Raw genomic sequence first — 13245 nt, 5'->3', positions numbered from 1 at the left:
GGGTAAGGGGATATTGTAGGCAGAAGTGGGTGCTTCAAGTTCAAATTATCTGCAAATTCAGTAATGAGAGGACGTGTAAACGCAATAAGGACGTTCAAGGGCTTAGTTGCGGATTTGAGGTTTCCTGAGTTCGGTGTGCTTCATCTACCAATAAAATGATATTATCTCTTTCATTCAGTACATTATCAACATCTCCGAACTTGAAAATTGTCGTTATCAGAATCTTGCGCTGATCCTGCTTGAAAAATGCAACTAACTCATCTTTTGTCTTTGCAGATTCTATATTAGGAATATCAGCACGAGTAAAATCGCCCGTTATCTGATCTTCCAAATCAATACGGTCATCAACGATAACAACTGTGGGAGCATGTAATTCGTTCTGCAAACGTAATTTTTGGGCAGCAAATACCATCAACCATGATTTTCCCGAACCTTGGAAATGCCAAATAAGACCTTTCTTCGGACCTTGTTTCTCTCGATATGTATTTAAGACACGCTGAACAATAGCTTCACCACCTAGATATTGTTGATAACGGCAAACTATTTTTATTTTTTTGCCTGATGATGTTCCTGTAAAAACACTATAGTAACGATATATATCAAGCAGTCGGTTTGGTTGAACCAACCCCATTACGTTACTTTTAACCGACTCTATTGTACCATGCTGACGACTTTCATCATTAAACCAAGGTCCCCATTTGTCAACAGGGGCACAGATGCCGGCATATTGAAGTTCTTTACCTTCTGTAGCAAAGGTTAATATATTCGGAACAAACATTTCTGGAATGCTCTTTTCGTAATGCAGCATATCAATGGCTCCGTCAGCCCATGTTATCTGAGGGCGAACAGGAGATTTTGCTTCACCAACACAAACCGGAATTCCATTTATCAGATAAACCAAATCCAAACGTTTACCTCCTTCAACAGAACTACGTGGAAACTCCCATTGATTGGTCACTACACAATAATCTTCGACCGCATCTTCGCTAAAGAATCTGATAGGTATATATTCACCATCCTTTCCAAAAGGCTCTGTGTTTTCATTAAATAATAATGTACGAAAACGGTCATTGGCAGTCACCAATTCATCATAATTACCTCCACAAGTAATAGCAGCACGGAGTTTATAAATAACTTGCTCCGCTTGTTGACGTGTTATTGGATTTAACCTGACAAGAGCTTCCAATAGCCATGATTCAACAAGGACAGAATCAGAACTACGAGGTATATCCTGTGACTTTACATACTGCCAACTACTTTGGGTTGCAGCTTCTATGAGCATTTGCTCCACTGTATTGTCTTCGTTAAACATATCTATGGTTTTTATTGTTATCAATTTAATAATTAAGCGATTTTCCCTAATTCGTCACTCTGTATGTCATTCAAATATACTAAAGCTTTTTGAATGACAGATTTTGATTTATCGGCTTGTTCTGCAATTGTAACAAACGCTTTCTGATCCTCATCTGATGCATTTGGAATGCCGATTTCCAAATATTTACTCATGTTGAGATTCTGAATTCCTGTCGTCTTGCTTCCCATGCTTCTGATTGCAGTTCTATTTGTCTGATAGAAGTAGTATAATGCATAGAATGCAAACCTTGGATCAACGTCTTTGAATCTCAAAACCTGCGTGAAGTTATTGCACAAAAACAAGTTATCTTCTTCAAATAGCACAACTCTACCCACCGGATTATCAGCAGTTCCACCTGATCTTTCAAGTATGGTATCGTACTTTTTAATTTGCTTTCTAACTACCTTCCTATCTTCAATGCTGCGGGTAACAACATCTGCAAGATTCAGCTTTCCTGAGTTTGTGAAGTTTGTAGTACGTATAACCTTTACTCCATTACCATCCTTATCTTCAGTACCCCATTCACCAGGAAAAGAATCATCAATATAATCTTTTACAGGAGTAGTTTCCATGCCATAAAATATCTCGATAAATTGCGATTTGAAGTCGCCAAATTTTGATTTATCGACCTGTTCTGCTATGAAAACGAATTCAAGTTGTTTGTCCATTGGCGGTAAGATACAATCAAAGTTTCTTAACTCAGTGAGCGGCATTCGTGGCATTTTAGTACCTCCAGCTATATCATTTGCATAATTAACGAACTGATTACCCCGCAACAGATGACTCAAAAATACTTTATGCAATTTACTAGGCTCTGGACGTAATGGAACCAGTTCTGTCGTTGCCATTCCAGGCTCATCTGGTATCACAACCTTGTTTAAATAAGGCCTTAATTTTGAGAATAGTACATTCCCTTCATCAAAGGATTGAACAGATAAAGCATTCTCAACATCTTCATAGACCTTCTCTATTATCCTACCAGTATTTGATTCTATCATATCAAGATTCAATAGCCAGATTTTGCCAGATAGTTGCTCTTTAGAAGGCATTTCCGGGGCGACATCTTTAATCTTAGCAGTCTTCCAACCTTTTGTATTCGTAACAGGATTACCAAACATCTCGATAAATTGCGACATACTAACCAATAAATTTACGGTGAGACATTTTTACATTTGTCTGATTCACCATAGCATATTGCAATGTTGTATCAAGACTTTGATGCCCTAAGAGATGCTGGACCTGCTCTATAGGCATACCTTTATCTATCGCCATTGTCGCCAACGTACGGCGAAATTTATGAGGATGCACCTTAGGAATATTCAATTCACGCCCCAAACGACGTAAACGTATTTCCACACCACTTATCTGTAAGCGATCGTAAGGTGCTAATAATGAAACAAACAGGGCAGGATTGTCATCTATCCGTTCTGCCAAATAACGTTGTAAATGTATCTTTGTACGAGCATCGAAATAAACTCGACGTTGCTTATCTCCTTTACCGGTAACGATGCATTCCCGGTTTTCAAAGTCTATATCGTTCCGATTGAGTTTGACCAACTCCCCGACACGCATACCAGTAGAGGCCAACAAATCAATCAAGGCTAAATCGCGAATACCTTCGCAATGGTCACGCATTTGTTCTAACGCTTCATCGGAGTATGTTTCTTTGACTGTTTTTCCGACTTTTACTTTATGAATCCGACGTACCGGACTCTTCACAATATAATCCTCATCCTCAAGCCATGAAAAGAAACTTGACAAAATGCGACGTATATTGTCTACCGTAACCTTTGTAGCACCGCTTGTCTGCTGATAATCATTTAAGTAATTACGCAAGTCATCAGTAGTGATATGGCGAATATTTTTTTCTATTTTCCTGATAGCATTATTTAATGTACTTCGATAATAGTGCATCGACTTATCCGAACAACCTTCGACTCGTTTAGCCGACAAAAAACTATCTATTAATTCACTATTACCACTGCACTCTTCATTGTTCTTAGACGACACGTTGATATCACGAAAGGCATAATCTAGCACCTTTCGTAATTGACTCATTTGCTCATTGTTTAAAACTCCCAGCATAGCCTGCTCTATGTCATTAATCAGATTCTCTATCATATTATTAATAAATTTGTTATCCAATTAAGCCGCAGCTATCAACGTATCTCTCTTATTCTATCCGTTTATTAAACTCTTTATGACTTTATCGATATTTTCAATACACTGCTTCAACTCAAATTTTGATTTATCGACCTGTTCTGCTATGAAAACGAATTCAAGTTGTTTGTCCATTGGCGGTAAGATACAATCAAAGTTTCTTAACTCAGTGAGCGGCATTCGTGGCATTTTAGTACCTCCAGCTATATCATTTGCATAATTAACGAACTGATTACCCCGCAACAGATGACTCAAAAATACTTTATGCAATTTACTAGGCTCTGGACGTAATGGAACCAGTTCTGTCGTTGCCATTCCAGGCTCATCTGGTATCACAACCTTGTTTAAATAAGGCCTTAATTTTGAGAATAGTACATTCCCTTCATCAAAGGATTGAACAGATAAAGCATTCTCAACATCTTCATAGACCTTCTCTATTATCCTACCAGTATTTGATTCTATCATATCAAGATTCAATAGCCAGATTTTGCCAGATAGTTGCTCTTTAGAAGGCATTTCCGGGGCGACATCTTTAATCTTAGCAGTCTTCCAACCTTTTGTATTCGTAACAGGATTACCAAACATCTCGATAAATTGCGATTTCACCATTTCATCAGTGGCAACAAGTAGTTTCTTATAAGCCTCCTTCAATCGATAGGCTGCCCATAATTTATCAACAAGAACTTTTTGTTCCTCTAATGGAGGTAATTCAAACTCAAAATCAGCCAAATCAGAAAATAACACATAAGGATTTGTAGAACCTTTTGATTTAGCTATCGACCAAGTCGTAAAATCCTTTGATAGCATAATGAACGGCAACAAACGTTGCTCAAATGCATGAGGATCTTTCGTTTCAAAAACAAAAGTAGTATTAGCACATACTCCTTCAAAATCAGCAACTGCTATTTTCTTTAGATATGTTCTTCTTGAACCATACAAAATCTGACCTGGTTTAAATACACGAATAAAAGCAGGTCCAACATCATCTGTTGTAAAACATCCTTTCCTATGTATGGTTAAATCCTCCGAATCCATATGATCGCCTGCAACATAGTATTCATACGGATTATTTAGACGATCTATATTTATCTTCACATCTTTAACGACATCTCCAAACTTTACCCTACTCATATTTTAGCATACTTAAAAGATTAGCAACTTCGATATGCATTGATCTTGAAGCCTCAATCCATTTTGGGAGTGATTCATCCAAAATGTATATTTCATTTGTTCCTTTTTGCTTGACATAACTTTGTATACTAAGCAAACTCTTATTATTATCTATATCATTTATATCAGCAACTTTTGCAAAATATTCTATATCTTCAAAATTTTCATAAGCAGAAATAATTTTCTGGATGTGAGTATTTTCTAAATAACTTTCAGCATTCTTTCTTGATACCTCTCCTTTTGCGTCAATAAAAATAACTTTACCTTTATGACTATCTTCTTTTCTATTTTTGCAGATAATAATACAAGCCTCCATAGAAGCATTAAAAAATAGATTAGGACCAAGTCCAATTACGCAATCTACAATATCTATTTCAACTAATTTTTTGCGCAACTCATATTCTTCATCACGAAATAGTACACCATGGGGAAACAATATAGCACACCTACCAGTATTTCTATCCATCGAAGCAATAATATGTTGAAAAAATGCATAATCAGCTCTTCCTTGCGGAGGCGTTCCCAAGAAATTACGTCCCCACTTATCATTCATGAATTTTTCACGATTCCATTCTTTGATTGAATAAGGAGGATTTGCCAGAACAATGTCGAACTTACGAAGATGGCTGCCATCCAAGAATGCAGGATGCTCCAACGTATCTGCACATGCAATCGAAAAATCTTCAACTCCATTCAAATAAAGATTCATTCGTGCAATAGAAGAAGTCAAGCCATTCACCTCTTGTCCGAACACCTGTACACTCTGCCACTCTGCACCTTTGTTGCGAAGATAGTCTAAACATTTAACCAACATACCCCCGGAACCACAAGTTGGGTCATAAATGCTTTCATTCGGTTGTGGCTGCAGTATCTCAGCCATAAGTTGAACGACTGTTCTATTCGTATAGAACTCCTGAGCAGTATTTCCGGCATCATCGGCAAACTTTCCAACAAGGTATTCGTATGCCTGCCCCATCTCATCGGCAGGACAAGCCTTTAGGCTCAACGTATATTTAGAAAAATCCTCAATCAACGAAGTAATGATATTATCAGGCATCTTCGCCTTATTGGTCCAGCCATCCTTAGGTCCGAAAATACCTTCTAATCCTCCGATTTTTCTACCATCCATTTCCTTAGCAGGATTGGCTTGCTCAATGGCAATAAATGCTTCGACTAATTTATTACCAACATTTTCCGTCACCTCACGAACATCTCTCCAGTGCGCACCATCAGGAATACGGATGGGGAGATCTTCTACTTGCATACCTGCATACTCAACTCCTCCTTCACACACAAATCCTTCAAACTGTTCATCATAAACATCGGAAATGCGTTTGAAAAAAAGCAAAGGGAAAATATACTCTTTATATCCTGCAGCATCAATCTGACCACGCAAATGAGTGGCAGCCGCCCAAAGGAAACTTTTAAGTTCATCGAGCGTAATAGGGTCATCAGGAAGACGATATTGTTTTACTTTTTCTGCCATATTGATTATGCGTTAATGAGTAATGAAAATTCGTTCTCCAATCGCTTCACATCTGCGTATGCTTGTTTGAACTCAGCCAACACTTCCGCATAAGGACGAATTTCCTCCTTGTGGTAAACCACATAGCGATTGGGCGAAAGATTATACTCTTTATCTCTTATCTCCTGCAATGTAACGATTCGAGAATAGTCCTCTTCATCGGAGTAATTTTGATAAAGTGAATATAACCTATCTATATCATTCTCTTCTAAAATATTCTGCGCTCTCTTTTGAGTTAGAATTTTGGAACCATCTATCATCAAAATCCGTCCGGAATGATGAGCCTGTTTCATTCTTCGTATTATCAAAAAGCACGGTGAAAGTCCAGTTCCATAAAACAATTTATCTCCTAATGTAACAACGGCTTCTATCAAATCACTTTCGACTAATTGTTTCCTTATTTCTGCTTCTTGATTTCCACGAAACAGAATACCTTGCGGCATTACAACAGCCATACGCCCCTTGCCGGAAGACATAGAACATATCATATGCTGAATCCACGCATAGTCACCACAACTATCACTCGGTGTGCCATAGATATTGCGCTTATATTTATCTGAACTCCATTCCGTTGCTCCCCAATTTTCAAGAGAAAATGGGGGGTTTGCTATAACACAATCGAATTTGGCGATATTACCACCTTGAAGAATTTTTGGGTCTCTCAATGTGTCGCCTTGCATTACATTAAAATCAGATGCACCATGCAGGAATAGATTCATTTTAGCAATGGCCGCATTCACGACATTCTTTTCCTGTCCGAATATACTTCCGCAGCAAAGAGAATCATCGTGCATATATCGTATAGCTTCGATAAGCATTCCTCCACTACCACAAGCAGGATCATATACAGTTTCCCCCGGTTGCGGATCGAGAATATGCACTAATAATCTCACAACAGAACGAGGAGTATAAAACTCTCCAGCTTGAGCCTTACTATCATCGGCAAACTTCTTCAATAATATTTCATAAGCATCACCCATTAAGTCCGCAGGGTAATCCTTATTACCAAGTTTTCGTTTTGATAGATGTTCTATCAGGTCACGAATCTTGCTATCATTGAGTATTGCTTTGTTAGTCCATTTCTGAGATGAAAACATAGATAGCACCCCATACAATGTATCTGGGTTTGCTATCTCTATCTGCCTCATAGCACCGACTATGGCAGCTCCAAGATTTTCTGTACGCTCTCGGACTTCTTGCCAATGACAACCATCAGGAATAACAAAACGATGTTGTTCTGGCAGAGATGCATACTCCTTATCACCACCACTTGATATTAAAGCTTCTTCTGTTTCTTCATCATAAACATCAGATATCCGCTTGTAATAAAGTAAAGGCGTGATATAATCCTTAAAATTATCTTGGCTTACAGGACCGCGTATTATATTACAGGCCTCAAACAAGAAATTGTATAAGTCCTGTGCACCTGTAAGCTCTTTATTTATTGTTTTTTTTGCCATCTAATAACTCTGTCAAATCGTAAATTTGATATCTCTTTACTTCATTAACTCTACAACATTTTCCGACAACATTGCATTCCCAGCATCATCTTTCGGAGCGTTCTTAAGGAACAGTACAGGAACGATAGTGTAGTTCTTAGCAAACGGCAACAGATTAGCTTTGCGGAGAAGCTCAGCAGTTAGCTGTTTGCCATTCTCCCCTGTTGTCCATTTACATTCTCCGACCAACAGATACTTTTTATCGAGCGATTCAGCCATCACGTCAAATTCAACTTGTTCCGGCTTCTTATCCTCATTGAGAACAGAGCCCCACCAGCGTTTTGCTTTGCCATAAACTACTCCATTAACAAGATTTCCTGTTACGGCATCCCGACACAGTTTTTCCCATTGCATACTCACATACTCAGAGAAATGAGCAGTCAAAGCCTGTTCTATGGGTAAGCGACGACCAAGTTCAATGAACGAACGATTAGGGACAACAAACTGATAGTAGAATGCCATAAACGGATCGGCAATCTTGTAGAGGCTCTTTTTCGCATTCTTTTCATCAATCCCGAACGGAACATCTTTTTCCAAAAAACCAAGATCAACAAGTTTCTTCAATGGACGCGACAGATTAGTTGCAGGTTCATTGCATCGTGCAGCAATTTCGGAAAGACGGTTTGCACCAGTACCGATATAAGACATTATTGTCGAAGTCTTGACTATATCCTTAACATCATCCTGAAACAGTTTTACCGGCTCCTCATAAAGAGTCCCATTTACAGAAAGGATATTATGCCACATGGCATCATCAAGCGAAATTCTGTTTTCCCTCAGTTCCCAATAGCGCGGCACACCGCCCCATATAGCATACTCTTCAATAGCGTTCATCGCATTAAGGTTCAATGCCTCCTGAATATAGGGTAAACGTATAGGGGTAAGTCTCATTATCTCATCAGCACGACCATAAAGAGGCGCAGTAGAATCAAGAAACAACCCATACATCATATTTTGTGATGAACCACAAAGCACCAGATTATACTTCAACTGTTTCTCATCAACAAGTTTCTGCAATACAGACGGCAGTTCAGGAGATTGCTCCACAAGATACGGAAATTCGTCCAAACACAAAGTAAAACGTTTGTCTGTTCGATAATTAACCGCACGAAACATCGACTCCCAATCGGGATACGACAACTTCTCAAAATCAGGAAACACCTGTGCTATCACTTTTGCAAGTAATGCCCTCTGATGTTGACCTTCCGAACGGTCTGCAAGGAAGTATACATCATTTTCTGACAACACCCTTTTAATAAGCGTTGATTTACCCAATCGTCTGCGACCATACATCACAACTAACGAGGATTTCTCTCTTGCAAGAGCATCCTTCAGTCGTGCTGCTTCATCTATTCTATCAACAAATTTCATATCCCACATTATTATGCAGTGCAAACATAATGTTTTTATGGCATAATACAAAATTTTAAGCTGTATTTTTTATCCTGATAGAGTCATTATCGACTTATATGCAGAAAAAAGTGAGTTTTATCTCTTTTTCGAAGCTCTTTTCCTTGTCTTCAAACTCAAATCCTGTAATGTTTTCCCTAGTTTGTCTTCTTTGGCCAACCACAGAATATCATCGTCAAGCTGTAAAGCATACAACACGCGCAAATATATTCCGATTGCCACTGTCGGCACACCTTTCTCTATTCGGGACACGGTCAACGGAGAACAGGTGGCACGTTCCGCCACTTGAGCTACACTCAGATTCCTGCGCAAGCGAGCCAGTTTAATCTGTTCTCCCACAACGGACATCTTTTGTTCTAATTTTCGGGGCAACTTAGTCCCCATTGTATTCTTTGCCATGTTAACTCATCATATAATATACAAAGATACTACTTTTTACTTATTTAATGATACATTACACATAAAAAATCGCATCAAAGCCATATAATCAGTCATAGACATAATCATTTGGAATAGAATTTCAAAATTAAATGCCATCATATTATTCATAAGCACAGTATACATCTACTAACAAATAAAATACTATTCGTTATACAGGCGTAAACAACCCCTCCTTGCTATGTCTGTTTAATATTAGTTTGACCATTCAAACGAAAAGTAACTTTACTTTATCCCTGTATTCATATATACACGCATTAAAGTAAAACTAAAAGAGGGAAGAAAGAAATAGCTATACCAAAATCGAAGACCACCCCAATTATAAGCTAAAAAATCCGTGAACTCATTTATGATTTTGCATCCATAATCAGCGAAATAATCACAGACATGCCCTATCTTTGCGAAACGGAGATTTAAGAGCAAAATAGAGTCATTTTTCTCTTTTTCCCTTCGTTTGAAAACAAACTAAGGTTAAAAGTGTTAAATCTTCGATTTTCGGCAAAAAAACAAGTAAATTTTTGAGGCTTCTATCTTTTAAACCATAAACTATTGACAATCAATTAGCATAATATGCTGCGTCGGGAAATACTGAAAAAGCGGCCCAACAAGTCGCGTCTATTGTCAGTGGTGATCTTCACAAGATCCAACCTGAGAAAAGCTATACCTCCGCCGATCTGAACTGGCGGGATAAATCCTCACGCAGCAGCGTAGAGATGGACGATCCTACATCACGACCGGCCATTATCGATGATTTGAAGAACCTAGCGGAGTATGACACCGTTTACCTAGGATTTCCCATCTGGTGGAATCAAGCCCCAAGACTCATCAACACCTTTTTGGAGAAATACGATCTCTCGGGCAAAACCGTTATCCCATTCGCCACATCAGGCAGCAGCAATATCTCGAACGCAGAGAGTGAATTGCGGAAAGCCTATCCGGATGTGAACTGGCAAAAAGGGAAGTTGATGAACGGAGCGACAGAAGAAGATATCAAGAATTGGACTAAAAAATAAATGATTATGAGAAAGAATTTTGGAGCGAAGCCTTTGAGCTATCCGCAACCCGTATTTATTATCGCCACGTATGGAGAAGATGGAACTCCCGACGCGATGAACGCCGCTTGGGGCGGTATCAGTGAGATGAATGAGATCAGCATGTGTCTTAGCGCCGGTCACAAGACAGTTAAGAATATCCTGAAGCGTAGAGCTTTCACGGTAAGCATGGCAGATGCCGATCATGTCGTAGCTTGTGATTATGTAGGTATCGTGTCAGGCAATAAAGTTACCGACAAGTTTGCCAAAGCAGGATTTCACGCTACAAAATCAGACTTCGTAGATGCTCCGTTGATCGACGAATTGGCCGTGGCTATCGAATGTAAATTGAAAGATTACGATCCAGATACTTGCATACTCCGTGGCGAGATCGTAAATGTCAGTGTTGACGAGCGTGTACTTGATGAGAACGGCAAGGTGAATGTAGCTAAAGCCGCTCCCATCATCTTTGATCCATTCAACAACGACTATTTGAGAGTGGGCGAAAAGGTAGGAAATGCCTTTTCCGATGGGAAGCAACTGAAAACATAAAAGAAAAGCCTATCTAAAGTTGTTATATATGTAAACTTAATTTATATTTGCACTATGGAAAAAGAAAGAGAAATATTATACTATGAAGATTATTTCATAGATTTCTTTATGTCATTAGATGATGGTGCAAAGAAAAAAGTTTCTTATGTGCTCGATATGCTTAAAACGCAAGAACGCCTTAACAAGAACTTCGTTAAGCTAATCCGTGACGGTTTGTACGAGTTAAGGGCAAGCCATAACAGAAACATCTATCGGGCCTTCTTTATCTTTGATGATGGAAATATAGTCATGCTATTCAATGGGTTTCAGAAAAAGGCTCAGAAAACCCCTAATAGCGAAATAGAAAAGGCTTTAAAACTCAAAAATGAATATTATGCAAGCAAATCCTAAGATCGGGAGTATGGACGCTGTATTAGATAAATTATACGGCAAGGTTGGCTCACCAGAAAGAGAGGAGTTTCGCAAAGAAGCATACTCTTATTGTGTGGGGCAAATTATTAGTGACGCACGGAAGCAAGAGAAAATGACACAATCCGAGTTGGCCGAAAAAGTAGGAACTAATAAGACCTATATATCAAGAATTGAAAAAGGAATCATAGAACCGGGAGTTGGTTTATTTTTCCGTATTATTGATGCGCTTGGCCTTAAAATTGAAATCGTAAAGCCTATCATGTGAGCAAAAGGAACTCTCTCAGATCGCCTCTGTTAAGATTGTTTTCCAATATGAGTAATAAAAGGGGCAAAGGCGTAATCACTACGGCTTTACCCCTTTATACATCAGCTCATGAAATCAATTTAGAGATATCATACCCACGTTCCGTTATCTTCCCCAGTAAATCTTCCCGAACCGCCTCCGGTAAGTTCCTCTCACGGCTCAAGATCCAGAGGTATTTATCCGTGCTGCTTCCTATCACCGCATATTGATAATCCGCATCAAGTTCTAAGATATAATAATCCGCATAGAACCATAAGAAGAAAGCCACTTTCAATTTTCCGGGATTATTTTTAGGGTCCGGTTGTTTCGCACGACCGGTGGCTTTCTTGTGAACGCCGCCTTTATATCCTTCGTTCTCCACACGGATCTTTCCGTCCGGAAGCAACGTATACGTGGCCGTCACATCCGTCATGCCTCTCTCAAAATGATTCTCATAACGGGCGATTTCATACCATCGCCCCATATACCGTTTAATATCCAGTTCCGGTACGGTATGATGATCTGTTATATTCATAAGTTTCTCTATTGTTGGATAAATGTATGTAAACCCAGATTCCTGTAATTTAGAGGGATGGACGGTTTGCCCTTTTGTCACGAACGACGCTCCCTCGCCAAACTTCAGCCGAAAAAAGAACTCAGGCAAAGGGATGATCCTACGGATCTTATCCGCTCTCGCTAACGTATGAGCCAACTGCTTTTGGGTGATAAGGTCTGGAGAAACCAAATTTACCACACCCCTCATCTGCCTATTCCGTATGATATACCCAAAAGAGCGGCATAGATCAAACAGGCTGATCCATGGAAAACGCTGTTGCCCGTTACCGATCACGACACTTACCCGTGAGAAGCGTTGCAAACGAAGCATCTCTTTCAAGGCCCCTCCATCCTCAGACAATACGACACCAAAACGGGTAATGACAAGCCTCACATCCGATGAGCATGCGGACGCTTCCTCCTCCCACGCCCCACACAACCGGGCCAAAAAATCCATTCCCCGGCAATCATGATACTCGTCATATTCCCCGAAAGCCGGATAATAACCTACGGCGGAGGCCGAAATAAACAACTCAAGTTTCACGCTTCTCGTGTTTATGGCATGCACCAACTGTCTGGTCACGCAAATACGGCTATCATACAACTCTTGTTTGTAAGCCTCCGTCCAACGTTTATTAATGGAAGCACCCGCCAAATTAATGACGACTTCACAGGATTCCACGCATCGGCATAATTCATCAAAACAATCTTCCTTAAACAAATCCCGCCCTAAAGGGATAACATCATATCCTTTTCCCTCTAAAAAAGATGAAAGATGCTGACCGATATATCCGCTTGCCCCGCTGATCGCTATTCTCATAATCAATACTTTTCTATTAAAACAAATCCACAAGCAA

General features: G+C 39.4%; 12 protein-coding genes and 1 pseudogene. 4 read left to right on the top strand and 9 right to left on the bottom strand.

The window, feature by feature from the left end; genetic code table 11:
* Nucleotides 1-94: 94 nt before the first annotated feature.
* The 8 genes from NBH16_RS18365 to NBH16_RS18330 all read right to left on the bottom strand — a co-directional run bounded on the left by NBH16_RS18365 (nucleotide 95) and on the right by NBH16_RS18330 (nucleotide 9517).
* On the bottom strand, nucleotides 95-1312 hold the full coding sequence (locus NBH16_RS18365; RefSeq protein WP_250788949.1) for a DEAD/DEAH box helicase family protein: 1218 nt from the start codon (nucleotides 1310-1312) through the stop codon (nucleotides 95-97).
* A gap of 32 nt (nucleotides 1313-1344) precedes the next feature.
* Nucleotides 1345-2490, bottom strand: a complete 1146-nt coding sequence (locus tag NBH16_RS18360) for a restriction endonuclease subunit S (RefSeq protein WP_250741327.1) — start codon at nucleotides 2488-2490, stop codon at nucleotides 1345-1347.
* Nucleotide 2491: 1 nt separating this feature from the next.
* A complete protein-coding gene (xerA, locus tag NBH16_RS18355) occupies nucleotides 2492-3475 on the bottom strand; it encodes a site-specific tyrosine recombinase/integron integrase (protein WP_004300585.1) in 984 nt (327 codons plus the stop codon).
* Between the two features lie 57 nt (nucleotides 3476-3532).
* A complete protein-coding gene (locus NBH16_RS18350) occupies nucleotides 3533-4645 on the bottom strand; it encodes a restriction endonuclease subunit S (protein WP_117860470.1) in 1113 nt (370 codons plus the stop codon).
* On the bottom strand, nucleotides 4638-6170 hold the full coding sequence (locus NBH16_RS18345; protein ID WP_004300587.1) for a type I restriction-modification system subunit M: 1533 nt from the start codon (nucleotides 6168-6170) through the stop codon (nucleotides 4638-4640). The genes NBH16_RS18350 and NBH16_RS18345 overlap by 8 nt, the downstream gene beginning before the upstream one ends.
* A gap of 5 nt (nucleotides 6171-6175) precedes the next feature.
* Entirely contained in the window at nucleotides 6176-7669 is a 1494-nt protein-coding gene (locus tag NBH16_RS18340) for a type I restriction-modification system subunit M (RefSeq protein WP_004300588.1), read from the bottom strand.
* Nucleotides 7670-7705: 36 nt separating this feature from the next.
* Nucleotides 7706-9079: an ATP-binding protein gene (locus NBH16_RS18335; RefSeq protein ID WP_025813877.1), complete on the bottom strand. Its 1374-nt coding sequence runs from the start codon at nucleotides 9077-9079 to the stop codon at nucleotides 7706-7708.
* Between the two features lie 117 nt (nucleotides 9080-9196).
* Nucleotides 9197-9517, bottom strand: a complete 321-nt coding sequence (locus NBH16_RS18330) for a helix-turn-helix domain-containing protein (RefSeq protein ID WP_004300590.1) — start codon at nucleotides 9515-9517, stop codon at nucleotides 9197-9199.
* 608 nt (nucleotides 9518-10125) lie between these two features.
* On the opposite strand from NBH16_RS18330, the pseudogene NBH16_RS18325 reads away from it, so the two are divergent.
* From NBH16_RS18325 to NBH16_RS18310, 4 genes and pseudogenes are all read left to right on the top strand, one after another.
* Nucleotides 10126-10569 (top strand): annotated as a pseudogene (locus NBH16_RS18325) (flavodoxin); the annotation flags it as partial.
* A 6-nt stretch (nucleotides 10570-10575) separates the two neighbouring features.
* Nucleotides 10576-11139, top strand: a complete 564-nt coding sequence (locus tag NBH16_RS18320; RefSeq protein WP_005864280.1) for a flavin reductase family protein — start codon at nucleotides 10576-10578, stop codon at nucleotides 11137-11139.
* A 54-nt stretch (nucleotides 11140-11193) separates the two neighbouring features.
* On the top strand, nucleotides 11194-11529 hold the full coding sequence (locus NBH16_RS18315) for a type II toxin-antitoxin system RelE/ParE family toxin (RefSeq protein WP_005864278.1): 336 nt from the start codon (nucleotides 11194-11196) through the stop codon (nucleotides 11527-11529).
* On the top strand, nucleotides 11513-11815 hold the full coding sequence (locus NBH16_RS18310; RefSeq protein ID WP_005864275.1) for a helix-turn-helix domain-containing protein: 303 nt from the start codon (nucleotides 11513-11515) through the stop codon (nucleotides 11813-11815). The genes NBH16_RS18315 and NBH16_RS18310 overlap by 17 nt, the downstream gene beginning before the upstream one ends.
* 106 nt (nucleotides 11816-11921) lie before the next feature.
* On the opposite strand, the gene NBH16_RS18305 is transcribed toward NBH16_RS18310, so the two are convergent.
* Nucleotides 11922-13208, bottom strand: a complete 1287-nt coding sequence (locus NBH16_RS18305; RefSeq protein WP_005864272.1) for a TIGR01777 family oxidoreductase — start codon at nucleotides 13206-13208, stop codon at nucleotides 11922-11924.
* Between the last annotated feature and the right edge of the window lie 37 nt (nucleotides 13209-13245).

Origin of the sequence: Parabacteroides sp. Y3-G-102 (assembly GCF_023656845.1) — a bacterium.
Lineage (GTDB): Bacteria > Bacteroidota > Bacteroidia > Bacteroidales > Tannerellaceae > Parabacteroides > Parabacteroides distasonis.
The sequence above is the reverse complement of the archived record's forward strand: the minus strand, read 5'-3'. Positions and strand labels throughout refer to the sequence as shown.

What these genes read in the sequence shown, in the direction of transcription:
- NBH16_RS18360 (WP_250741327.1), bottom strand. Translation starts at nt 2,490, where the DNA reads ATGTCGCAATTTATCGAGATGTTTGGTAATCCTGTTACGAATACAAAA.
- NBH16_RS18345 (WP_004300587.1), bottom strand. Translation starts at nt 6,170, where the DNA reads ATGGCAGAAAAAGTAAAACAATATCGTCTTCCTGATGACCCTATTACG.
- NBH16_RS18315 (WP_005864278.1), top strand. Translation starts at nt 11,194, where the DNA reads ATGGAAAAAGAAAGAGAAATATTATACTATGAAGATTATTTCATAGAT.
- NBH16_RS18310 (WP_005864275.1), top strand. Translation starts at nt 11,513, where the DNA reads ATGCAAGCAAATCCTAAGATCGGGAGTATGGACGCTGTATTAGATAAA.
- NBH16_RS18340 (WP_004300588.1), bottom strand. Translation starts at nt 7,669, where the DNA reads ATGGCAAAAAAAACAATAAATAAAGAGCTTACAGGTGCACAGGACTTA.
- NBH16_RS18350 (WP_117860470.1), bottom strand. Translation starts at nt 4,645, where the DNA reads ATGAGTAGGGTAAAGTTTGGAGATGTCGTTAAAGATGTGAAGATAAAT.
- xerA (WP_004300585.1), bottom strand. Translation starts at nt 3,475, where the DNA reads ATGATAGAGAATCTGATTAATGACATAGAGCAGGCTATGCTGGGAGTT.
- NBH16_RS18305 (WP_005864272.1), bottom strand. Translation starts at nt 13,208, where the DNA reads ATGAGAATAGCGATCAGCGGGGCAAGCGGATATATCGGTCAGCATCTT.
- NBH16_RS18365 (WP_250788949.1), bottom strand. Translation starts at nt 1,312, where the DNA reads ATGTTTAACGAAGACAATACAGTGGAGCAAATGCTCATAGAAGCTGCA.
- NBH16_RS18320 (WP_005864280.1), top strand. Translation starts at nt 10,576, where the DNA reads ATGAGAAAGAATTTTGGAGCGAAGCCTTTGAGCTATCCGCAACCCGTA.
- NBH16_RS18330 (WP_004300590.1), bottom strand. Translation starts at nt 9,517, where the DNA reads ATGGCAAAGAATACAATGGGGACTAAGTTGCCCCGAAAATTAGAACAA.
- NBH16_RS18335 (WP_025813877.1), bottom strand. Translation starts at nt 9,079, where the DNA reads ATGAAATTTGTTGATAGAATAGATGAAGCAGCACGACTGAAGGATGCT.